Below are 22370 nucleotides of genomic sequence, written 5' to 3'. Positions count from 1 at the left end.
AGGTGGAGACGGGATTCGAACCCGTGTATACGGCTTTGCAGGCCGCTGCCTCGCCTCTCGGCCACTCCACCTTGAGACTCGTACCACAAGGCCCTGGAGCCACGAGGTTCGTTCCTCCGAGCGGACGACGGGATTCGAACCCGCGACCCTCACCTTGGCAAGGTGATGCTCTACCAACTGAGCCACGTCCGCACGCTGCTGAGTTCCGGGGTTTTTCCCGGCCTCTCGGCGCGTCATGAACTTTAGACGACTTTGGGGCCCGGAGCCAAACCGGCCCCTCCGTGTGTCCGCAGGTAACGGCCTCGCGGGCCCGCGAGGCCCGGAATCGCGCGGATCCCGGACGCCTGGCACCGGTCGCCCCCGGTCGTGGCTACCGTGTCGCCGTGGACCACGACCGGCACGGGACGCGGGGGAGTGCCTCCTTCGGGGGGCTGGGGGCGCGCGACGTCGTCGAGTCCGTCGACCTCGCGGACGACCCGTCGGTGCTCGACCGGGGAGGCCCGTGGTTCGTCGTCGTGCCGTTCGAGGGTGGCGGGCGGGCGTGGCGGTTCCGCGACGTCACCGCCTCGTCGTTCCCGCCCGACGACGGCACGGCCGCCTGGGAGGGACCCGCGCCCGACGCGTGGCGCACCTCGCTCGACGCACGCGCCTACGAGGCCGCCGTGCGCACGGTCCGCGAGGAGATCCGCGCCGGCGAGGTCTACCAGGTGAACGTCTGCCGGGTGCTGGAGGCGCCGCTGCCGGTCCGGGCCGGACGCGAGCCCGACGCGCGCGCCCTGGCCGGCGTGCTGGCGGCGGGCAACCCGGCGCCGCACGGCGGGTACCTGCACGTCCCGGCGGGCAGCGGCGTGGAGCCCGTGTGGGTGGTGAGCGCGTCGCCCGAGCTGTTCCTGTCGGTGCGCGACGGCGTCCTCACCTCGGGCCCCATCAAGGGGACCGCTGCGGACCCGGGCGGCCTCACGGCGAAGGACCGCGCCGAGAACGTCATGATCACCGACCTCGTCCGCAACGACCTCCAGCGGGTGTGCGAGCCGGGCTCCGTGGAGGTCGTCGACCTGCTCGCCAAGGAGGAGCACCCCGGGCTCGTTCACCTCGTCTCGCGCGTCGCGGGACGGACGCGCACCGGCACCGGCTGGGCGGAGGTGCTCGCCGCGACGTTCCCGCCGGCCTCGGTGTCCGGCGCGCCGAAGTCGTCCGCGCTCCGCTCGATCCGTAGGCTCGAGCCCGTGCCGCGCGGCCCCTACTGCGGTGCGGTCGGCTGGGTCTACCCGGCGCGCGGCCGGGCCGAGCTCGCCGTCGGCATCCGGACCTTCTGGTGGTCCGGCGGCGTCCTGCGGTTCGGGACCGGGGCGGGGATCACGTGGGGCTCGGACCCCGCGCGCGAGTGGGACGAGACGGAGCTGAAGGCGCGGCGCCTGGTGGGCCTCGCGTCGTCGGGCGTGAGGCGGAGCAAGGAGGACGGATGACGGCGACGGTGTGGGTGGACGGCGTGCTCGTCGACCCTAAGGCGGGGACGATCGGCGCGCTCGACCACGGGCTGACGGTCGGGGACGGCGTGTTCGAGACGTGCGGCGTGCAGGACGGGCAGGCGTTCGCGCTGACCCGGCACCTGCGTCGGCTCGAGCGTTCCGCGGCGGGTCTCGGTCTGGACGCGCCCGACGAGGCGCTGCTGCGTGCCGCCGTCGCGGAGGTGCTGACAGCCGCCGGCCCCGACGCCGCCCGGCTGCGGATCACCGTCACCGCGGGGCGCGGGCCGCTCGGGTCCGGGCGGATCCCCGGGGCGCAGACCGTCGTGGTTGCGGCGTCGCCAGGACTCCACCACGCGACGTCGTCGGTCGTGCGGTCCCCGTGGGTGCGCAACGAGCGCTCCGCCGTCGCGGGGCTCAAGACGACGTCGTACGCCGAGAACGTCGTCGCTCTCGCGTACGCGGCCGAGCGCGGGGCGGACGAGGCGATCCTCGCGAACACCGTCGGAGAGCTCTGCGAGGGGACGGGCGCGAACGTGTTCGTCGAGCGTGGTGGCGAGCTCGTCACCCCTCCGCTGAGCAGCGGCTGCCTGGCAGGGATCACGCGCGAGCTCCTTCTCGAGTGGGGTGCGGCCGAGGGTCTGGCCGTCCGTGAGGCAGACCCCGGGGAGCTCCGGTTCTCCGTGCTCGACGACGTCACGGCCGGGCGTGCGCACCTGCTCGTCACGGGCAGCGTGCGCAACGTCACGCCGGTGGTGCGCCTCGACGGCGTCGACGTTGCCGCCGGGCCGCTCAGCGAGCGCGCCGCGGACCTCTTCGCGCGTCGCCGGGCGCAGCACGTCGACCCGTGAGGGTGTCGGTTTCGCACCACGCTCGCGAGCCGCTATCCTTGAGCGCGCACCTGGTGCACCGGCTCGCGTCGGTGGGGTCCAGGCGTGAAGTACGAGTGTGGCCCGGGCGATTGGCGCAGTGGTAGCGCGCTTCGTTCACACCGAAGAGGTCACTGGTTCGAACCCAGTATCGCCCACCTCAAGGAAATGCCTCCGACCAGCGGAATCGCTGGGCGGGGGCATTTTCTGCTTCCACGCGGGGACGCCTGACCGGCTCGCACCGGCCGCGAGCCGCCGCGCCGAGCCTGCCGGCTGCTCGCCGTGCTCGTACCGCTCCGTGGGCGAAGTCCGGCCGACGCCGTATCAGGTTCCTCGCGACGGGCCTCTCCGAGGGTGGGCGCAGGTCTGCCGGTCCGTGCCCCCACAGACCCGGAGGACGGCATGGACGAGTTCTACGTGGCGGCGCGAGGGGAGTCCGCGCCGCCGGTGCCCGACGGTCCGCTCCTGTGCGACGGCCGCGACATGCGCATCGTGCACAACGCCTTCCTGTGGGGGTACCAGCAGGCGCCCGGGCTGGTCCGTGACGTCTCCGCGGGCGACACGGACCGGAGCGCGTTCGTCGGCCGGTGGCTGGGGGACCTGGACGCCACCCTGCACGTGCACCACGAGGGCGAGGACCAGCTCCTGTGGGTCAAGCTCGAGCAGCGGGCGCCGGCGTGCGCGCTGCACGTCGGGCAGATGCGAGCCCAGCACGCGCAGGTCCAGGACCTGCTGCACCGGGCGGCGCCGCTCCTGGCCGACTGGACGCGGACCGCGGACCCGGCGACGGGCGAAGCGCTCGCCGGCGAGTACGAGCACATGCTCGAGGTCCTCTCGACGCACCTGCGCCGCGAGGTCGTCGAGGTGGTGCCGGTGGCCGAGAAGGTGCTGTCCCAGGAGGAGTGGGAGCAGCTCGCCGAGCACGGCATGGGCGCGATCCCGCGCTCCCGCCTCATGCCCCAGCTCGGGATGCTCCTGGCGAACACGCCGGTGGCGGAGCGGGCGGGGTTCGTCGACGGCATGCCCCGGCCGGTCCGGGTCATGTACCGGATGTTCGGGCGGCGTCAGTTCGAGAAGCAGTACCGCCTCCTGTTCCCGGACCGGCCGGTGCCGCAGACCCCGTGACGTGCGGCCGGGTCACTCCCCGGGGTGCTCCCACGAGCGCGCGAGCGAGCGCAGCGTGCGCGACCGCTCCCGGCCGGCCATCCAGCCGGCGACCGGCTTCATGAGCCGCATCGGCCCGTAGAGCGTCCCGACGGCGACGTGGTGCACGACGGTCGCGTCGCCGTCGCGCTCGAGCTCGTACTCGGGGCGCGCCTCGGACATGGGGGAGCCGAACCACCGCAGGGTCTCGCGGAACGCGAGCCGCGACGGCGCCTCGCACGTGGTGACCTCGCCGTCGAAGGTGCCCATCCGGGTGCTGTCGCGGTAGGTCGAGCCCTCGTGGACGGGCGGCCCCGACGTGGGGGTGCAGTGCCTGAAGAGCCCGTCGTGGTGCATCCAGCCGGTGTACCCCGGCAGGTCCGCGAGCCTCTCGAAGACCTGGTCGACCGGCTGCTCGACCCGCGTGCTCGCCTCGAACCGGACGGTGCTCGGAGCCATCGTGGTCACCACTTCTCCCCAGCGGGCGGGCAGGACCGCGCCGGCCGCGCGCCGCACCTTCCACGGTACGCGTCCCCCGGGTGGTGCCACGAGTCTCCGAGGTCCGCCACAGGTCGCCGGTGCAGGCTCGCCTCACCGCCCGAGCTCGTGAAGGAGACCCACATGACCGAGACCGTGACGCTGGCCCAGGTGTACACGCTGCTCGACGCGACCGACCGGCGTCGACTTGCGGAGCTCGACCACCTGGAGAGCCAGATCCTCTCGCGGCTCGTCGCGGGCGGTTCGATCGACGGGTTGCCGATGTGCTCCGAGCTGTCGCGCCGACGGCACGAGGTCTACGAGCAGGCCGCGGCCCGGCCGACCCGGCGCACGACCGCGCTGGACGTCCCCACGCCGCCCGAGGGGGTCCCCGGCGCGGGCGAGGGGTGGCTGCCCGTTGTCTTCGCGGTCGAGCGCGAGCCGTGATCCGGCACGTCACCCGACGATCCGCACCTCCCGGACCTTCCCGCCCTTGGTGTCCACGGACACCCGGTAGCGCCCGACGGCGTACGTGTCAGCCGCGTTGTTGGGGACCCGGAACGTGTCGGCGACACGCTTGACCGTGCCGCGCGAGTAGGTCTCCGTGACCGTGACCGTGAGGGAGTCGGTCGGGCCGGGCAGCCGCTCGACGGCCGCGGAGGGGACCGCGGACACCAGGGTCTCCCAGCAGGCGTGGAGCGTCAGGTCGCCGGTGACGGGGGAGTCGAAGTCGTACGGCGTCCGGCAGGCGGCGTCCGCGAACCAGCCGGCGAACAGGTCGGCGCCCCGCGTCGGGTCGGCGGGCCGTGCGACGGCGCCGCCGAGGGGCACGGTCACCGCTGCGGTCTCCGTGCCGCCGTCGGCGTCGAACGTCACGACGCCGGTCCGGGGGGAGGCGTCGACGCTGACGTCGTGCAGCATCACCGTGTTGTTGGTGGCGGTGCCGCTGCCCGCGTAGTCGTAGGACGAGTTCCCCGAGTTGTTGATCCGGATGCCGACGCCGCCCGCGGTGCTCTGGGCCAGGGCGCCCGTGTCGTCCGTCCACGACAGGTCGACGGTGTTCGCGAGGCCCTGCTCGACCTGCAGCGGGGTCCGCGACGAGAGGGTCGACGCCGTCACGCCGAGGGTGTCGCCCGCGACGAAGACGGACACCGTGCTCTTCGGCATGAACGCGGCCGTCCGCTGGGGCTCCGTCAGCGCGGTCCGGGTCTCGCCGTCGAACCGGGCGAGCGTCCACGTCGTGGCGTTGGAACCGCCCGCGGCGGTCCGCTCGACGTGCAGCCCGTAGCCCGTGCGCGTGGCCGGGTCGTACTTGACGTACAGGTCGAGGAACTGGCCGTTGCCCCCGAAGCCCTGACCCTCGACCTTGCTCGACGAGTAGTCGACGGTGAAGCTCATGTCGCCGTAGCTGCCGGGCTGGCCGAGCACGAGCCGGGTGCCCGTCCCGCCGGTGTTGTTCTGCAGGCCCCAGACCTTGTCGGTGCCGTTGGTCCCGATGCCCCATCCCCACGGGACGGCGGTCCCGCTCACGCGGTCGAAGAACCACCGGCCCTGCGTCGTCAGGTGGTCCTCGTCGGTGAGGAAGAGGTTCCTGAAGTCCGTGTGCAGCGTGGCGTCCGTGACGTCGGCCGCGGTGACGGCGCGCGTCGTCCGCACGGTGACCGGGGCGCCGGCCCCGCTGAACTCGTACTTCGGGGTGATGACCGCCCGCAGGTAGGAGCCGACGTCGTACGTGCTGAGGTCGTAGTCGGTGTACGGGTCGTCGACGAAGAAGCCGGCGGCGTCGTTGCGCATCGTGCCGATGTGGACGCCGTCGGTCGTGTCCGGGCCGGACTCGCGGTACCAGTCGATCACCGACGTGTCCTTGTACCCGAGCTGGTCGAGCGTGTAGCGCAGCGTCGCGACGTTCTTCCCGATCGCGATCGCGGGGGAGGAGACCACCGGCGCCGGCACGGTGACCGGACGGACGGACAGCGTCGCGCCGGCGGAGAGCCCGCTCGGCAGCGTGCCGGTCACGATCGTCTTCACGACGGCCCCCGTCCGGTTCGGCTTGGCCGTCAACGTGATGGCGCCGGTCGCCGCGTCGACCGTCCCGTCGAGGAGGTCGCGGTCGTACGACCAGGACGTCGCCCGCGCGTCGACCGAGCCCACGGGTGCGGGCGCGGGTGTCAGGACGGCGCGGTTGGTGTCGTCCGTCCGGTCGGAGTACAGCGTCTTGCCCGCGGCTCCGACGAGGAACCGGTACGGCAGGTTCGAGTACGGCTCCCACGCGGCGTCGTGCTGGTGCGTCGGGTCCCAGCCGTCGTCGCCCTTGAGGAGGTTGTAGACGTTGTACACGTCGCCGACCTTGAACGCGTCGAGGGCGTCGCCCGTCAGCGTCACGGACGTCTGCGGCTGCGACGGGCTGATGACGAGCGGCTTCGCGTCGTCGCCGATCGTGTTGTTCGAGACGAAGTGGCGGGCGTCCTCGCGGACGACGTTCTCCCACTCGACCGACTGGATCCGGCCCGTGAACTGCGTGTCGAGGACGGCGAAGATCGCGTCCGCGTCCGGGCCGATCGCGTTGGACTGCTTGGCGAGGTAGAGGTCCGTCGCCGTCATCTGCGGCATGCCCACGACGGTGCTGTCGAGCAGGACCGCGATGCCGCCGTCGTCCGCGCCGCTGTACGACGGGTGGTTCCCGAAGAAGTGGAACGTGCAGTGCTCGTAGACGTTGGTGCCGCCCGAGAAGATCGAGTCGTCCGTGAGCTGGAAGAAGCTGTCCTTGAAGTAGGCGCGCGCGGGTGTCAGGTTCGCCATCATGTTGAGGTAGCCGACGAACCGCGTGTTGTCGAACGTCAGCCGGTCCGGCGTCCCGGTGCCGTCGGCGCGGGTGAGCACCTCGGCGTGGTTCTTGGAGTCGATGCGCTTGGCGACGTCCTGCGACGGGTCGCGCGGGTAGACCAGGTCCTGCTGCGCGTAGTTCGCGATCGTCAGGTTCTCGCTCCGGAAGCCGGACGAGACGCCGAGCGAGTACCAGCTGCCGTTCGCCCCGAGGCCGGTCTCGCCGCCCTCGCCGCGGTTGCCGGCGACGATCGCGTCGGTCGCGTCGTCGGTCAGGCCGAGGAGCGCGACGTCGTCGCCGAGGATGCTGAGCCCGACGTTGGGCGGGTCGATCACGCCGCCCTCGCGGTACGTCAGGTCGGTCCAGTACACGCCGGGCGCTACGTAGACGGTCGTTCCGGCTGGGAGCGTCAGGTGCCGCTGGTCGTCGGAGAGCGTCCCGAGCGTCTGGAGCGTGGCCGCGACGTACGGGCTCGCGAGCTCGTCGTCCGACGCGTACGCGTTGAGCAGGCGGTGCGTCGCGTCCACCCGCACCCACTTGGCGTGGAGCGTCGTCGCGTCGAGGACCGTGTTGTTGCGGAAGTCCCACAGGTGGCCGACGGTCGCCGCGTCGGTGTACCAGCCCACGAAGACGACGCCCTCCTTGGTGGGGTGCGCTGGCTCCGCGAGCGTGCCGCCGGCCGTCACCTGCTGCGGCGCGACGGCGCTGCCGCCGGCCGAGTCGAACGTCACCGTCACCGCGTCGTCCGCGGCCGGGGCCTCGGCGATCACGGCGCGCGCGTCCCGCACCGCCGCCCGCGCGTCGGCGAGCACCGTCGTCGCGGGGTCCGCCGTGCCGCCCGACGACGCCGCGTGCGCCGGCTCGTGTGCGGCCGCCGCCTCGCGCGCGAGGGGCGCGAGGGCCGCGAGCTGGGACTGCAGGCGCGCCGTCGTCGTCGGGTCGGGGTGGGAGGACCGCCCGGTCGCGTCGAGGACGGTCCGCAGGTCGGTCGTCGCGGTCTCGAGCGGCACGAGGTCGTCGACCGTCGGGCCGGTCGCGGCCTGGGCGCCCGCCGCCGGCGCGGCGACGGCCGGGCCGGCGAGGCCGGCCAGGGACGCGGTCGCCGCCAGGGCGAGCGCGAGGGCGATGGGTCGGTGCAGTGCCGTGCGCATCTTCCACTCTCCTTCGAGCGACGTGACGTGACGTGACGGTGCGGGCGGGGGCCGGACGCCGGTGCGCGTCCGGCCCACCGCCGCGCTACTCGACGATCCGGACGGCCCGGACCTGGGTGTTGCCGCTCGTCGCGACGTGGACCCGGTACGGCCCGACGGCGTACGTGCCCGACGCGTTGTTCCGGATCGTGAAGGTCTCCGTGTCGTCCGCGGCGACACCGTTCGCGAACTTCTCGGTCACGGTCACGGTGAGCGCGTTGGTCGCCCCGGACCGCTTCTCCACGTGCGCCGACGGCGTCGCGCCCACGAGCGTCCCGTTCAGCACGAAGGTGCTCGACCAGGGGCTCGCGCCCGCGGCGTTCACGGCCCGGACCCGGAACAGGTACTGGGCGTCCTGGTCGGAGGCGGCGGCGAGCACCTTGACCGTCTCCGGCGTGGCGAACTGGTTCATCGACTGCGTGATGAAGGTCGTCGGGCGGGCGCTGGCCGCGACCGTCGAGACCGTCGCCCAGTCGCCGGAGCCCTGGTCCCACTGGAGCTCGTAGCTCGCAGTCTGGACGTCGCGGCCGGTCCAGTCGATGGTGAACGTGCCGGGCTGGACGACGACCTTGCCCGGCGCGGGGATGAACTCGCTGACGGCCGAGCGCACCTCGTCGTTGATCCGGACGTCCGTCACGGTCGGCGCGACGGGGGCGGACGTGGCCGCGACAGCCTTCTGCGCGCCGGAATCGGTCTCGATCTCCGTCCGCAGCGCGGTCGTCTTCTGGGGGGTGTCCGTCGGCCAGACGCCCTCGCGGTTCGGCCGGAACGCCCAGTCGAGCTGCGCCGCGGGGCTGGTCGTCATGGTGGGGTTGGTCGTCGTGGACCCCGCCGCGACGACGACGCCGACGTCCAGCTTGGGGTCGAAGTACCTCGACGACGCCGCGTCGAGGACGTTCGGCTCGAGCGCGAGCGCGGCCTGGCGGAGGTCCTCGAGCCCAGAGTCCGTCAGGCCCGGGAGGTAGTCCGACGACCGGCGGAAGCCGTCCACGCTCGCCGGGAAGTCGCCCTCGGTCACGGCCTCCTTCGAGACGATGAAGCCGGGTGCGTCGCCGAAGAAGTGGTTGTAGCCGGCGTTCGCGTCGGCGGACTCGCCCGGGCCGGGCTCGTAGTCGATCGCCTGGAACCCGCGGGAGTGCCCCTGCCGGCTCCGCAGGAACGGGAAGTTCACGTCGTCGAAGATGTTGCCCTCGGCCCAGATCGTCGCGTTGTGCCCGGCACCGATGCCGTACCCGGTGTCCTGGTCCAGGAGCTGGTTGTGGTACGGGTGCCCCTGGATGTCCTGGTACAGGTTGTTGAAGACGTGGACCCGGCCGTTGCGGACGCGCGGCGTGCGCTCCTCCGACCCCTTGAACCAGTTGTGGTCGATGGTCCCGTAGTGCGCGCTGATCGACGAGGCGCCTCCGCCGACGAGCATGGCCTTGCTGCTGCCCGCGAAGAGGTTGTGGTCGACGGTGTAGTTCCGGGCGTGGTTGGTGATGTCGACGGCGCCGTCGCCCTTGGCCTGGTCGGGGTCCTGGCCGAGCGCGAGGTGCTTGTTCTGGCCGTAGCCGAACGTGTTGTCGTGCACCCAGAGGTTCGAGGCCCGGGTGCCCGTGCCCCCGCCGTCCAACGAGAGCGCGTCGTCGTACCACTGGTCGAGGTGCAGGTTGCGGAACTCGACGTTGATCGCGCCGCCGGTGTTGACGCCCCAGCCGAAGAGGGTCGCGTCGGTCCCGACGCCCTCCACGGTGACGTTGCCGTTGCCCTTGCCGATGGTCAGCATGCGGCTGTCGCTGACGCCCGGCGGCACGTCCGCGCCGGCCGCGGCCTTGGTGGCCGCGACCGTGTCGAACGAGCCGATCGTGCCGACGACACGGACGACGAGCGGGTCCTTCGCGTCCGCCTGCGTGCCGCGACCGTCGGAGAACACCGTGGTCGGGAGCGTGCCCATGGTCGCGGGGGTCAGGTAGACGACGCGTGCGTCGGGGTCGATGCGCCCGTCGGGCAGGTAGCCGCCGACCGCGCCGTCGGGCGCGGCTTCGTTGCTGCCGGGGAACCCGTAGACGTCCTGGTCGGACGGGACGAAGGCCGCGCCGTCGCGCGGGAACGACCGGGTCGTGAGGCCGGAGGCGGTCGCGACGACGGTGGTGCCGTCGGTGGCGCGGACCTGCAGGTCGTAGGTGCCGCGGGGCAGGCCCGGGACGTCGACGCGCCAGGTGCCGCGGGCGGGGTCCACCTCGCGCACGAGCTGCGCGTCGACCTCCTGCCAGTCGGTCAGCCAGTTCTCGATCCTGCTCCCGTCGCGCCAGTCGTAGGCGCCGTGCGTCCTGACGTAGGCCCGGTAGCCGCCGGCGTGGCCGGTCCAGGTGGTGTAGGCGCTCTCGAACCAGGTGCCGGAGGCGGGGGCCGAGGCGGGCGTGGTCGTCGTCGTGGCCGCGGTGGCGCCCGTGACGGACGCCGGGACGGTCGCGAGCACGAGCGCGGCGCTCAGGAGGGCGCCGGCCGTTCGATGGGGTCTCATGTCGCTCCTTCTCGTACGGTGTCGCCGGCTCAGCGGCCGGCGCCGGCCTGGGCCAGGACGACGGCGCGCACGGCGGCGGGCGACGTCAGCGCGTGGTACTTGTACTCGTGCGCGGGGCTCCAGCCGACGTCCGTCGTGAAGTCGAGCGCGGTCCAGTCGGGCGCGGCCGTGCCGGTCGCCGCGGCGCTCTCGAGCGCGGCGGCCTTGGCGGCGTCGAACTTCTGCGCGGCGAGCGTGTTGAGGTCGGTCGGGCGGCCGTTGAACCACGAGCCGTGGTCGACGAACTGGTTGCCGCCGAAGTTCATGATCGCGATGTCGTTCGTGGCCCCCGGGCCGGTGTACTCGACGTCGTTGTACTCGGAGTAGATCTTCGACTGGTAGCCCGTGCCCAGGAAGTACGCGGGGCCGCCCAGCGCCTGGCTGAGCATCGGGAAGTGCGGGTCGTCCACGGCACCCTGGAACAGGTTGTTGTACGTGTGGACGGCCCCGAACCGGACGCGGGGGCTGCGCTCGAGGGCGTTCTTGAAGAGGTTGTGGTGGTAGGTGATCTTGAGGTGTCCGGCGTCGCGGTCGGCGTGGCTGTCGCCGGAGCCGATGAGCATCGTCTTGTCGTGCCCGAGGAACTGGCTGTAGGAGACGGTGATGAAGTCCGAACCGTCCTCGATGTCGAGCAGGCCGTCGTGGCGCTGGATGGTCCGGCCCTGGAAGCCGGTCGGGGCCTCGTCGTCGGGGTAGGCGCCGTCGCTGAACGTGCAGTGGTCGACCCAGATGTTGGTCCCGGTCACCACGCCCATGGCCTTGAAGCGGCCGTTCCAGTTGCCGTTCGCGCCGTCGGTCGGGTCCCAGGACGTGAACCAGTCGACCGGGGACTCGAGGGCGAGGTTCCGGACGGTGATGTCGTGGCCCCGGTTGACGGAGAGGAACACGCTCGACAGCGTCGCGTCCTTGCCGAGGCCGATCAGCGACGTGTTGCTCGGCAGCGTGATCTGGATCTGGGCCTTCTCCTTGTTCGAGCCCGTGGTCCGGAGCTGACGCTGCTCCTTGCAGTACGGGAACGTCGTGTCGCTCCACGTGGTGCCGTCCGCGAAGCACGACATGTACTTCTCGATGTCGTACCCGGGCGCGTAGTCCTGCTCGCCGAGCAGGTGCCCGTCCGCGGCCTCGTTCCCGTCGATCGTTCCGCGGACCATGATCACCTTGGGGTCGTCCGGGTGCCCGCCGTTGGCAGCCGCGGCGATCAGCTCGGCGCGGGAGCTGACGACGTAGTAGCTCTCGCGGGGGGCGTCGGCGCCGCCGACGGTGCCGCCGTTCGTGGCGGCCCAGCCGTCCGCGGCACCGAGCCATCGCGCGGCCGTGGGCGCGGCCGGCGATCCGGCGGACGACGGGCCGGCGGCCAGCGCGACGGCGGCGGCGACGGCGAGGCCGACGGCCGCGGCGCGTCGCGCGGCGGTGCGGGGCAGGGGGGTTCGTCGCATGTCTCGTGCTCCTCGTTGAGCGGGGGGAAATCGGTTCCTGACCGAATTCGTCCGAACGTATCGTGACAACGGTGTCGTGACAAGATGGCCGCCCGGCTCGCCGATCAGGAGCGGGGACTCTCGCCGTATGTGCGGCATCGTGCCAGCCGCGGCCGTCGGAACGCCAGCACAGAAACGGGTTTCTCAGAACAGAGAAACGCGTCTCTCGGACGTGCATCCCGGGGGCCTTCGGTGCGCCGGTCGGACGCCTCGCCGCCGCGCCCGGCCCGCTGCCCTCGCCCGCCTCCGGGCGGTTCGGTAGCGTCGAGACCGGGGCGCGGCACCGCGCCCCCGAGGCCCGCAGGAGGGGACGACATGGGGATCGAGGACGAGGTCGCGAAGGCGAAGAGCGGGTTGGGTGGCCTGGTCGACAAGGCCAAGGAGCTCGCGACGGACGACAAGATCGACGGCACCGCGGAGAAGCTCAAGGGCCTCGCGCCCGACTCGGTCGACGGCTACGTCGACAAGGCCGCGGAACAGGCCAAGAGGCTCAACGACTGAGGATCGGAAAGCCGTCGGCCGCGCGGGGCGGTCTGTCGGTACCATCGGGGGGTCGCTGCCAGCGGGCGGCGGCCCCCCGATCCTCTGAGGAGACCTGACGTGACCTCCGTGCCCGTGTCGCAGCTGACCATCACCCTCGACGGGGAGCAGCGCGAGGTCACGACGGGCACGACGGGCCTCGACCTGTTCGCGGACCGTCGCGACGTCGTCGTGCAGCGCGTCAACGGCGCCCTGAAGGACCTGGCGACGGTGCTCGCGGACGGCGACGTCGTCGAGGCGGTCACGGTCGCGGAGCCGGACGGCCTGGCCGTGCTGCGTCACTCGACCGCGCACGTGCTCGCCCAGGCGGTCCAGCAGGTCAACCCGGACGCGAAGCTCGGGATCGGCCCGCCGATCACCGACGGCTTCTACTACGACTTCGACGTCGAGACCCCGTTCACCCCGGAGGACCTCAAGACCCTCGAGAAGACGATGCAGCGGATCATCAAGGAGGGCCAGACCTTCCGCCGCCGCGTCGTGACCGACGGCGAGGCCCGCGACGAGCTCGCGACCGAGCCCTTCAAGCTCGAGCTCGTCGACCTCAAGGGCAAGGGCGAGGCGACCGCCGCCGCGGCCGAAGGTGCCGCGGCCGAGGTGGGCGAGGGCGAGCTCACCATCTACGACAACGTCCGCCGCGACGGGTCCGTCGCGTGGAAGGACCTGTGCCGCGGCCCGCACCTGCCGAGCACCCGCTACATCGTCCCCAACGCGTTCAAGCTCATGCGCTCGGCCGCCGCGTACTGGCGGGGGAGCGAGAAGAACCCGCAGCTCCAGCGCGTCTACGGCACCGCGTGGCCCAGCAAGGACGAGCTCGTCGCGTACACGGAGCGGCTCGCCGAGGCCGAGCGCCGCGACCACCGCCGCCTCGGCAACGAGCTCGACCTTTTCTCGTTCCCCGACGAGATCGGCTCCGGGCTGCCCGTGTTCCACCCGAAGGGCGCGATGGTCCGCCTGGAGATGGAGGAGTACTCGCGCAAGCGGCACATCGAGGCCGGCTACTCGTTCGTGAGCACGCCCCACATCACCAAGGCCAACCTGTTCGAGACCTCCAAGCACCTCGAGTGGTACAAGGACGGCATGTACCCGCCCATGCACCTCGACGAGGAGGTCGACGACGAGGGCAACGTGAAGCGGGCCGGGCAGGACTACTACCTCAAGCCCATGAACTGCCCGATGCACAACCTGATCTTCCGGTCGCGCGGACGCTCGTACCGCGAGCTGCCGCTGCGGCTGTTCGAGTTCGGGACCGTGTACCGGTACGAGAAGTCGGGCGTGGTCCACGGCCTCACCCGGGCCCGCGGGTTCACGCAGGACGACGCGCACATCTACACGACCCTCGAGCAGATGCGCGACGAGCTCGCGTCGCTCCTGACCTTCGTCCTGGACCTGCTGCGCGACTACGGGCTGAACGACTTCTACCTCGAGCTCTCGACCCGCGACCCCGAGAAGTCCGTCGGCGACGACGCGACCTGGGAGGTCGCGACCGAGACCCTGCGCGAGGTCGCGACGGCGTCGGGCCTCGAGCTCGTCGCCGACCCGGGGGGCGCGGCGTTCTACGGGCCGAAGATCTCGGTCCAGGTCAAGGACGCGATCGGCCGCACCTGGCAGCTCTCCACGATCCAGCTCGACTTCTTCGAGCCGGAGCTGTTCGAGCTGGAGTACACCGCGTCGGACGGCACCCGTAAGCGCCCCGTGATGATCCACCGTGCGCTGTTCGGGTCGATCGAGCGGTTCTTCGGGATCCTCGTCGAGCACTACGCGGGCGCGTTCCCCGCCTGGCTCGCGCCCGTGCAGGTGGTGGGCGTCCCTGTGGCCGAGCCGTTCAACGACTACCTGGCGGACGTCGTCGGGCAGCTCAAGGCGCAGGGCATCCGCGCCGAGCTGGACGACTCGAGCGACCGCTTCGCCAAGAAGATCCGCACCGCCAGCACGCAGAAGATCCCGTTCGTGCTCATCGCGGGCGGCGAGGACGCCGAGGCGGGGGCCGTGTCCTTCCGGTACCGGGACGGCCACCAGGAGAACGGCGTCCCCGTGGCGGAGGCGGTCGAGCGGATCGTCGCGGCCGTCCGCGACCACGCGCAGGTCTGACGCGTGGGCGCCCCTGACGACGCGCCGCGCGTCGACGACCTCGCCGACCATCCCGGCGACCCCGACGGCTTCCAGCGCCTCTGGACGCCGCACCGCATGGTGTACATCGGGGGCCAGGACAAGCCCGCGGACGCGACGAGCGAGCAGTGCCCCTTCTGCCGGGCCCAGCGCGGCAGCGACGAGGAGGGCCTGATCGTCGCGCGCGGCCGCACGGTGTTCGCGATCCTCAACCTCTACCCGTACAACGCCGGGCATCTCATGCTGCTCCCGTACCGGCACGTGTCCGACTACACGGAGCTCACGGCCGACGAGCAGGACGAGCTCGCGGCGTGGACGCGGACGGCGATCGAGACGCTGCGGGCCGTGTACAGCCCGGGGGGCTTCAACCTGGGGACCAACCTCGGGGTCGCCGCCGGGGCCGGGATCGCTGCCCACCTGCACCAGCACGTCGTGCCGCGATGGGCCGGGGACGCGAACTTCCTGCCGATCGTCGGACAGACCAAGGCCGTCCCGGAGCTGCTCGCGGACACGCGGGCGCGGCTCGCCGGGGCCTGGCCCGAGAAGGGGACCAGCGAGTGATCAGCAAGCTCCGTGCCGGGTTCGGACGCCTGTTCCGGCCCGTCGCCCAGTTCCTCCTCGACCGCGGGGTCAGCCCCGACGCGGTGACGATCGTCGGCGCGCTCGGCGCCGTCGTCGCCGCGCTGTGGCTGTACCCGACGGGGCACCTCGTCGCGGCGGGCATCGTCATCGGGATCCTCACCCTGTCCGACGCGCTCGACGGGACGATGGCGCGGCTCGCGAACCGCGTGGGGCCGTGGGGCGCGTTCCTCGACTCGACGCTGGACCGCGTCGTCGACGGCGCGATCTTCATGGGCATGACGATCTGGTTCGTCCGGCACGCCGACGCCTCGGTGTCGATGTGGGGCGCCGTCGCGGCGCTGGCCTGCCTGGCGATCGGCGGCGTCGTGCCGTACGCGCGAGCCAAGGCCGAGTCGCTCGGGTACGACGCGAACGTCGGGATCGCCGAGCGCGGCGAGCGGCTCGTGGTGTCCCTGACTGCGGCCGGGCTGGTCGGGCTGGGCCTGCCGGACGTCGTGCTCGTCGTCGTGCTGTACGTGCTGGCGGCCGCGAGCGCCGTGACCGTCCTGCAGCGCATGGCCGCGGTGCGCCGCCAGACGCGCGGGGCGTCGTCGACGGCGGGGAGCACGGGGTCCGACGCCGGGCCCGCCCGACCCGACGAAGGAGCGTGACGCGGCGCATGGGGATCGACGCCGGAAGGCTGTACGCGACCGCGTGGCGCCTCGCGCCCAAGGTTCCGGAGCCGCTGCTGCGCGGCGCGTTCACCGCGGGCGCGGACGTGGCGTGGGCGCTGCGCAAGGGCGGCGTGGACCAGCTCGAGCGCAACCTGGAGCGGGTGGCGCCGGGGGTCGAGAGGCGTGACCTGCGCCGTCTGTCGCGGGGCGGGATGCGCTCCTACATGCGCTACTTCCGCGAGGCGTTCACGCTCAGCGGCGCGACGCCCGAGCAGATCCGGGCGCGGATGCGGGTCGCGAACCGCGAGGTCGTGCAGCCCTACCTGGACGAGGGCCGGTCGGTCCTGATGGCGCTCGGGCACCTGGGCAACTGGGACCTCGCGGGCGCCTGGGGGACCCAGAACCTCGCGCCGGTCCTCACGGTCGCGGAGCGGCTCGAGCCGCCGAGCGTGTTCGAGGAGTTCCTGGCGTTCCGCGAGTCGCTCGGGATGACGATCCTGGCGTTCGGCGACGACGGCGTGTTCCGCTCGCTCGTCCGCGGCGCCCAGGAGGGGGGCAAGCTGGTGCCCCTGCTCGCGGACCGGGACCTCAGCGCGCAGGGCATCGAGGTCGACCTGTTCGGCGAGCGCGTGCGCGTGGCCGCAGGACCGGCAGCGCTGTCGGTCATGACGGGCGCCCCGCTGTTCGGGACGTCGCTGACGTACGAGCGGCTCGACGGCGAACGACGACGCGCGGCGGGGACGCCGTGGGGGGTCGTCGCCACGTTCGGCCCGCTCGTCGAGACGGACCCCGCCCTGTCGCGGCGCGAGCGGATCGCGCAGGCCAGCCAGCGGTGGGTGGACTTCCTGGGCGAGGAGATCCGGCGCCGGCCGGAGGACTGGCACATGCTGCAGAAGGTCTTCGTGTCCGACCTCGACCCCGCACGCTACGCGCGGACGGTCGGGCCGGAGGCGACGGCCGCGCCGCAGGCCGCCGCGGCCACGGAGGGTGGTGCCCGGTGAGGGTCGGGATCGTCTGCCCGTACTCGTTCGACGCCCCCGGCGGCGTCCAGTTCCACGTCCGCGACCTCGCTGAGGCGCTCATGGCGCGGGGCCACGAGGTCTCCGTGCTGGCCCCCGCGGACGACGACACCCCCATCCCGGACTACGTCGTGCCCGCGGGCAAGGCCGTTCCCGTCCCGTACAACGGGGCGGTCGCGCGCATGACCTTCGGCCCGCGGACGGCGGCCCGCACGCGCCGGTGGCTCGTCGGGGGAGACTTCGACGTCCTGCACCTGCACGAGCCCGTCACGCCGTCCCTCGGCATGCTCGCGCTCTGGCTCGCGCAGGGCCCGATCGTCGCGACCTTCCACTCCTCGCTCGTCCGCTCGCGGACGCTGCAGGCCGCGTACCCGCTGGTACGGCAGAGCCTGGAGAAGCTGTCGGCGCGCATCGCGGTGTCCGAGGACGCGCGGCGCACCCTGACCGAGCACCTGGGCGGCGACGCCGTCGTCATTCCCAACGGCGTGTACGTGGACGCGTTCGAGGCCGCCCCGGTGGACCCGCGCTGGACGGGCACGCCCGAGGCGCCGACGGTCGCGTTCCTCGGCCGCCTCGACGAGCCGCGCAAGGGCCTGCAGGTCCTCGCGCAGGCTGTGCCCACGATCCTCGAGCGGTTCCCCGGCGCGCGGATCCTCGTGGCGGGGCGAGGCGACCAGGGGCGCGACGACGCCTTGGAGGCGGTGGGTGCGCACGCGTCGTCCCTCGAGTTCCTCGGGGGCGTGTCCGACGACGAGAAGGCCGCGCTGCTGTCGTCCGCCGACGTGTACGTCGCGCCGCAGACCGGCGGGGAGAGCTTCGGGATCGTGCTGGTCGAGGCGATGAGCGCGGGCTCGTGCGTCGTCGCGAGCGACCTCGGCGCGTTCCGCCGCGTGCTCGACGACGGCCGGGCGGGCGTGCTGTTCGACGTCGGCGACCCGGCGGCGCTGGGCCGCGCGGTGGTCGGCGTGCTCGAGGACACGGACCGGCGGGCCGGGCTCGTGGCGCACGCGCACGAGTGGGTCCGCCAGTACGACTGGTCGGCCGTGACGGGCCAGGTCCTCGCCGTGTACGAGATGGTCCTCGCTGCGGAGGCGGCCGGGCGCGTCCAGGAGGACCCGGAGGCGTTCCGCGACGGACGGCCGGGGCTGTGGCCGCGGCTCGTCGGCGACGCCCGGCGCGACGGGGGTGCCCGATGAGCTGGAGCGACCTGGTGGTCGTCGGGGTCCTCGTCCTCATCCTCGTGCTGTGGCTCGCCTGGGCCGGGGCCTCCCACATCGACCGGCTGCACCGCAAGGTGTACTCGTCGCGGCTCGCGCTCGACGCGCAGCTGGTGCGACGCGCCGCGGCGGCCCGCGACCTGGCGTCGTCGGGCCTGCTCGACCCGGCGAGCTCGGTGCTCGTCGCCACCGCTGCCTCGCGGGAGCTCGAGGCCGCAGAGCTTCCCGACCTCGAGCGCGAGCGCGCCGAGAGCGACCTGTCCGCGACGCTGCGTGCCGTCCTCGGCGACCCCGACGACGTGAGCCGCTGGTGCGAGGAGCCCGACGGCGCCGTCGTCCTCGGGGAGCTGGCCGGCGCCTGGTACCGGGCCCAGCTCGCGCGGCGCTTCCACAACGAGGCGGTCGACCAGACGCAGCGCCGCAGGCGCCGCTGGTACGTGCGGCTCCTGCGCCTCGCCGGCCACGCCGCGATGCCGCAGACCGCGGAGCTCGACGACGCCTCACCTGCGTCGTTGCGCCCTCTCGAGACGCAGACGCCCGCGCCGGGGGAGGGCGTGCCCGGCGTAGCATGAGGGCAGCGGGCCCGCCTCCCGGTGCACCGCGAACACGCCCCAGCAACGTGCGAGGTCTCACCGTGTCGTCACCGTCGTCCCCGTCGTCATCGCCCGCCTCCCCGGACCAGTCGAACGCCGAGCGGAACGGCAGTGCCGCGGCCGCCGTCGGCACCGCCCGCGTCAAGCGCGGCATGGCGGAGATGCTCAAGGGCGGCGTCATCATGGACGTCGTCACGCCCGAGCAGGCCAAGATCGCCGAGGACGCGGGCGCCGTCGCCGTCATGGCGCTCGAGCGGGTTCCCGCGGACATCCGCGCCCAGGGCGGCGTCTCGCGCATGAGCGACCCGGACATGATCGACGGCATCATCGCGGCGGTCTCGATCCCCGTGATGGCCAAGGCCCGGATCGGGCACTTCGTCGAGGCGCAGGTCCTGCAGAGCCTCGGCGTCGACTACGTGGACGAGTCCGAGGTGCTGACCCCCGCGGACTACGCGAACCACATCGACAAGTGGCAGTTCACCGTCCCGTTCGTGTGCGGCGCGACCAACCTCGGCGAGGCCCTGCGGCGCATCACCGAGGGCGCGGCGATGATCCGGTCCAAGGGCGAGGCCGGCACGGGTGACGTCTCGAACGCGACGACGCACATGCGCACCATCCGCGCCGAGATCCGGCGCCTCACCTCGCTCCCGGAGGACGAGCTGTTCGTCGCCGCCAAGGAGCTGCAGGCGCCGTACGAGCTCGTCAAGGAGATCGCGGCGACCGGCAAGCTCCCCGTCGTCATGTTCACCGCGGGCGGCATCGCGACCCCCGCCGACGCGGCCATGATGATGCAGCTCGGCGCCGAGGGCGTGTTCGTCGGCTCGGGGATCTTCAAGTCCGGCAACCCGGCGCAGCGGGCCGCGGCGATCGTCAAGGCCACCACGTTCTACGACGACCCCGACGTCATCGCGGACGTGTCCCGCGGCCTCGGCGAGGCCATGGTCGGCATCAACGTCGACGACATCCCCGTCCCGCACCGGCTCGCCGAGCGCGGCTGGTGACGTCCGGGCTCGAGGGCGCAGGCGCGCCTCCTCGCGCTTCCTCGCTGGGGGCGGACTGGACCGTGGGCCCCGACGGCGTCCGGTTCCGCCGGGCTGCGCGTGTGATCCTGCTCGACGACGCCGGACGCGCGCTCCTGGTGCGCGGCCACGACGCCGACCAGCCCGAGCGCTCCTGGTGGTTCACCGTGGGCGGCGGCATCGACGGCGACGAGACGCCGCTCGAGGCGGCGGTCCGCGAGGTGCGCGAGGAGACCGGGATCGTGCTCGAGCCCGGCCAGCTCGTCGGACCGGTGCTGACGCGCGTCGGGATCTTCGACTTCTACAAGGAGACGTGCCGCCAGGACGAGGTGTTCTACGCCGCCGTCGTGCCGCACGTCGGCCCCGACACGGCCGGCTGGACGGACGTCGAGCGCGAGCTCCTCGACGAGCTCGCGTGGCTCAGCCCCGACGAGCTGCGCGCGCAGCCCCTCGAGTACTTCCCGACGGCCCTGCCCGACGTCGTCGAGCGGCTGGCGGGCGGCTGGGACGGGACCGTCCTGCACCTGGGCACCGAGCACGACGACTGAGCACCCCACCGAGTACCGGACCGAGCAGCGAGGAGCACGACACTCCGTGAGCAGCACCCCCACCATCGGCGTCCTCGCGCTGCAGGGCGACGTCCGCGAGCACCGCGCCGCCCTCGAGGCGTCGGGCGCCCGCGCCGTGACCGTGCGGCGGCCCGACGAGCTCGCCGCCGTCGACGGGCTCGTGCTCCCCGGCGGCGAGTCGACCACGATCGACAAGCTGCTGCGCATCTTCGGGCTCGCCGACCCGCTGCGCGCCCGGATCGCCGACGGCCTGCCCGTCTACGGCTCGTGCGCAGGCATGATCCTCCTCGCCGACCGCGTGCTCGGCGGCACCAGCGACCAGCAGACCCTCGGCGGCCTCCGCGCCACCGTGCGGCGCAACGCGTTCGGCCGGCAGGTCGACTCGTTCGAGGCCGACCTCCCGTTCGCGCACCTCGACGGCGGCCCCGTGCACGCCGTCTTCATCCGGGCCCCCTGGATCGAGGAGGTCGGCGACGGCGTCGACGTCCTCGCCCGGATCCCCGACGACTACCCCGAACCGGTCGCCGGTAAGATCGTTGCAGTTCGCCAAGGCTCGCTGCTCGCGACGTCGTTCCACCCCGAGATCTCGGGGGATCGGCGCGTGCACGAGCACTTCGTCCAGATCGTCAAGGAGTCGTAGTCGATGTCAGGTCACTCCAAGTGGGCCACGACCAAGCACAAGAAGGCCGTGATCGACGCGAAGCGCGGCAAGCTCTTCGCCAAGCTCATCAAGAACATCGAGGTCGCCGCGCGCACCGGCGGCGGTGACCCCGCGGGCAACCCGACCCTCTTCGACGCCATCCAGAAGGCCAAGAAGACGTCGGTCCCCAACGACAACATCGACCGCGCCGTCAAGCGCGGGTCCGGTCAGGGCGCCGACGCCGTCGACTACCAGACGATCATGTACGAGGGCTACGGCGCCAACGGCATCGCCGTGCTCGTCGAGTGCCTCACCGACAACAAGAACCGCGCCGCCGCCGAGGTCCGCACCGCGTTCTCCCGCAACGGCGGCAGCCTCGCCGACCCCGGCTCCGTGTCGTACCTGTTCTCCCGCAAGGGCCTCGTCGTCGTGCCCAAGGCCGACGGCGTCGCCGAGGACGACGTCATGCTCGCCGCGCTCGACGCCGGCGCCGAGGACGTCACCGACAACGGCGACGTGTTCGAGGTGCTCTGCGAGCCCACCGACCTCGTCGCCGTGCGCACCGCCATCCAGGACGCCGGCATCGAGTACGACTCCGCCGACTCGATCTGGCACCCCTCCATGGAGGTGGAGGTCGACGCCGACGGCGCCCGCAAGATCCTGCGGCTCATCGACGCGCTCGAGGACAGCGACGACGTGCAGAACGTGTACGCGAACTTCGACGCGAGCGACGAGGTGATGGCGGAGCTCGACGAGGAGGAGTAGTCCCTCTCGTCGGCAGGCCGCTCGTGGTCGGGGCAGCGCGGTGTGGCGGCCGACGGCGCAGCCTCCGTCAGTGAGAGGGTGGCGTCGTGCGCGTACTCGGGGTGGATCCTGGGCTGACCCGGTGCGGGGTCGGCGTCGTCGACTCCGCCGGGGGGCGGAAGGTCGCGCTGGTCGACGTCGGCGTGATCACGACCGCGCCCACCCTGACCGTCGACCTGCGGCTCGCCGAGGTCGCCGACTCCCTCGAGCGGTGGCTGGACGCGCACGTGCCTGACGTCGTCGCGATCGAGCGGGTGTTCGCGCAGCACAACGTCGGGACCGTGATGGGGACCGCCCAGGTGGCCGGCCTCGCCATGGTGGCGGCCGCGCGCCGGAAGATCCCCGTGGCGCTCCACACGCCCAGCGAGGTCAAGGCCGCCGTCACCGGGAACGGGCGCGCGGGCAAGGAGCAGGTCCAGCGGATGGTCGCGCGGCTCCTCGGCCTCGCCGACCTGCCCCGGCCCGCCGACGCCGCCGACGCCCTCGCCCTCGCGATCTGCCACCTGTGGCGGCCCGCGGGCGCGCTCCAGGGCGGCGACCGGCACCAGCTCACCCCTGCCCAGCGCGCCTGGGCGGCCGCCGAGCAGGCGGCGCGTCGGGCGCCGTCGGGGGTGCAGGGACGTTAGGGTGGTGGCCGTTCGT

At 72.7% G+C, this 22370-nt stretch carries 20 protein-coding genes and 3 tRNA genes; 17 read left to right on the top strand and 6 right to left on the bottom strand.

Annotation, left to right across the window (positions count from 1 at the left end; genetic code table 11):
- Positions 1-71: transfer RNA gene (locus ACLQ14_RS06075), tRNA-Cys, on the bottom strand.
- Between the two features lie 48 nt (positions 72-119).
- Positions 120-192: transfer RNA gene (locus ACLQ14_RS06070), tRNA-Gly, on the bottom strand.
- A gap of 191 nt (positions 193-383) precedes the next feature.
- On the opposite strand from ACLQ14_RS06070, the gene ACLQ14_RS06065 reads away from it, so the two are divergent.
- The 4 genes from ACLQ14_RS06065 (at position 384) to ACLQ14_RS06050 (ending at position 3460) form a co-directional block, all read left to right on the top strand.
- Positions 384-1466, top strand: coding sequence for a chorismate-binding protein (locus tag ACLQ14_RS06065; protein WP_425810935.1), 1083 nt, complete (start codon positions 384-386; stop codon positions 1464-1466).
- A complete protein-coding gene (locus ACLQ14_RS06060) occupies positions 1463-2317 on the top strand; it encodes an aminotransferase class IV (protein ID WP_425810933.1) in 855 nt (284 codons plus the stop codon). Before ACLQ14_RS06065 ends, ACLQ14_RS06060 begins: the two co-directional genes overlap by 4 nt.
- A gap of 104 nt (positions 2318-2421) precedes the next feature.
- Positions 2422-2493 (top strand) — tRNA-Val (locus tag ACLQ14_RS06055).
- Between the two features lie 244 nt (positions 2494-2737).
- Positions 2738-3460, top strand: coding sequence for a hemerythrin domain-containing protein (locus ACLQ14_RS06050; RefSeq protein ID WP_425810931.1), 723 nt, complete (start codon positions 2738-2740; stop codon positions 3458-3460).
- A 12-nt stretch (positions 3461-3472) separates the two neighbouring features.
- Here ACLQ14_RS06050 and ACLQ14_RS06045 read toward each other — a convergent pair whose 3' ends face one another.
- Positions 3473-3937, bottom strand: coding sequence for an SRPBCC family protein (locus ACLQ14_RS06045; protein ID WP_425810929.1), 465 nt, complete (start codon positions 3935-3937; stop codon positions 3473-3475).
- 162 nt (positions 3938-4099) lie between these two features.
- Here ACLQ14_RS06045 and ACLQ14_RS06040 point away from each other — a divergent pair, with 162 nt between their 5' ends.
- Positions 4100-4402, top strand: a complete 303-nt coding sequence (locus ACLQ14_RS06040) for a hypothetical protein (protein WP_425810927.1) — start codon at positions 4100-4102, stop codon at positions 4400-4402.
- A 9-nt stretch (positions 4403-4411) separates the two neighbouring features.
- On the opposite strand, the gene ACLQ14_RS06035 is transcribed toward ACLQ14_RS06040, so the two are convergent.
- The 3 genes from ACLQ14_RS06035 to ACLQ14_RS06025 all read right to left on the bottom strand — a co-directional run bounded on the left by ACLQ14_RS06035 (position 4412) and on the right by ACLQ14_RS06025 (position 11947).
- Positions 4412-7930 carry an InlB B-repeat-containing protein gene (locus ACLQ14_RS06035; RefSeq protein ID WP_425810925.1) on the bottom strand — a complete coding sequence of 1173 codons (3519 nt, stop codon included), beginning with the start codon at positions 7928-7930 and terminating at the stop codon, positions 4412-4414.
- A gap of 85 nt (positions 7931-8015) precedes the next feature.
- Positions 8016-10472: a hypothetical protein gene (locus ACLQ14_RS06030; protein WP_425810923.1), complete on the bottom strand. Its 2457-nt coding sequence runs from the start codon at positions 10470-10472 to the stop codon at positions 8016-8018.
- 29 nt (positions 10473-10501) lie between these two features.
- Entirely contained in the window at positions 10502-11947 is a 1446-nt protein-coding gene (locus ACLQ14_RS06025) for a pectate lyase family protein (RefSeq protein ID WP_425810921.1), read from the bottom strand.
- 354 nt (positions 11948-12301) lie between these two features.
- On the opposite strand from ACLQ14_RS06025, the gene ACLQ14_RS06020 reads away from it, so the two are divergent.
- From ACLQ14_RS06020 to ruvC, 12 genes are all read left to right on the top strand, one after another.
- Positions 12302-12487 (top strand): hypothetical protein, encoded by a 186-nt coding sequence (locus ACLQ14_RS06020; protein WP_425810919.1) that lies wholly within the window; start codon positions 12302-12304, stop codon positions 12485-12487.
- A 114-nt stretch (positions 12488-12601) separates the two neighbouring features.
- A complete protein-coding gene (gene thrS, locus ACLQ14_RS06015; protein ID WP_425811641.1) occupies positions 12602-14614 on the top strand; it encodes a threonine--tRNA ligase in 2013 nt (670 codons plus the stop codon).
- Positions 14615-14617: 3 nt separating this feature from the next.
- The gene (locus ACLQ14_RS06010; protein WP_425810917.1) at positions 14618-15193 is read left to right on the top strand and encodes an HIT family protein; all 576 of its coding nucleotides are present in this window, start codon (positions 14618-14620) and stop codon (positions 15191-15193) included.
- Entirely contained in the window at positions 15190-15864 is a 675-nt protein-coding gene (gene pgsA / locus ACLQ14_RS06005; RefSeq protein WP_425810915.1) for a phosphatidylinositol phosphate synthase, read from the top strand. Before ACLQ14_RS06010 ends, pgsA begins: the two co-directional genes overlap by 4 nt.
- Positions 15861-16868, top strand: a complete 1008-nt coding sequence (locus tag ACLQ14_RS06000) for a phosphatidylinositol mannoside acyltransferase (RefSeq protein WP_425810913.1) — start codon at positions 15861-15863, stop codon at positions 16866-16868. Before pgsA ends, ACLQ14_RS06000 begins: the two co-directional genes overlap by 4 nt.
- Positions 16865-18082, top strand: coding sequence for a glycosyltransferase family 4 protein (locus tag ACLQ14_RS05995; protein ID WP_425810911.1), 1218 nt, complete (start codon positions 16865-16867; stop codon positions 18080-18082). The genes ACLQ14_RS06000 and ACLQ14_RS05995 overlap by 4 nt, the downstream gene beginning before the upstream one ends.
- On the top strand, positions 18079-18675 hold the full coding sequence (locus tag ACLQ14_RS05990; protein WP_425810909.1) for a hypothetical protein: 597 nt from the start codon (positions 18079-18081) through the stop codon (positions 18673-18675). Before ACLQ14_RS05995 ends, ACLQ14_RS05990 begins: the two co-directional genes overlap by 4 nt.
- A gap of 62 nt (positions 18676-18737) precedes the next feature.
- Entirely contained in the window at positions 18738-19697 is a 960-nt protein-coding gene (gene pdxS, locus ACLQ14_RS05985; protein WP_425810907.1) for a pyridoxal 5'-phosphate synthase lyase subunit PdxS, read from the top strand.
- 62 nt (positions 19698-19759) lie between these two features.
- The gene (locus ACLQ14_RS05980; protein ID WP_425810905.1) at positions 19760-20263 is read left to right on the top strand and encodes an NUDIX hydrolase; all 504 of its coding nucleotides are present in this window, start codon (positions 19760-19762) and stop codon (positions 20261-20263) included.
- A 46-nt stretch (positions 20264-20309) separates the two neighbouring features.
- Positions 20310-20924, top strand: a complete 615-nt coding sequence (gene pdxT, locus ACLQ14_RS05975) for a pyridoxal 5'-phosphate synthase glutaminase subunit PdxT (RefSeq protein ID WP_425810903.1) — start codon at positions 20310-20312, stop codon at positions 20922-20924.
- 3 nt (positions 20925-20927) lie between these two features.
- The gene (locus tag ACLQ14_RS05970) at positions 20928-21689 is read left to right on the top strand and encodes a YebC/PmpR family DNA-binding transcriptional regulator (protein ID WP_425810901.1); all 762 of its coding nucleotides are present in this window, start codon (positions 20928-20930) and stop codon (positions 21687-21689) included.
- 86 nt (positions 21690-21775) lie between these two features.
- On the top strand, positions 21776-22354 hold the full coding sequence (gene ruvC / locus ACLQ14_RS05965) for a crossover junction endodeoxyribonuclease RuvC (protein WP_425810899.1): 579 nt from the start codon (positions 21776-21778) through the stop codon (positions 22352-22354).
- Positions 22355-22370 lie beyond the last annotated feature (16 nt).

The sequence above is a fragment of the Luteimicrobium sp. DT211 genome (assembly GCF_049844995.1).
Lineage (GTDB): Bacteria > Actinomycetota > Actinomycetes > Actinomycetales > Cellulomonadaceae > Luteimicrobium.
The sequence above is the reverse complement of the archived record's forward strand: the minus strand, read 5'-3'. Positions and strand labels throughout refer to the sequence as shown.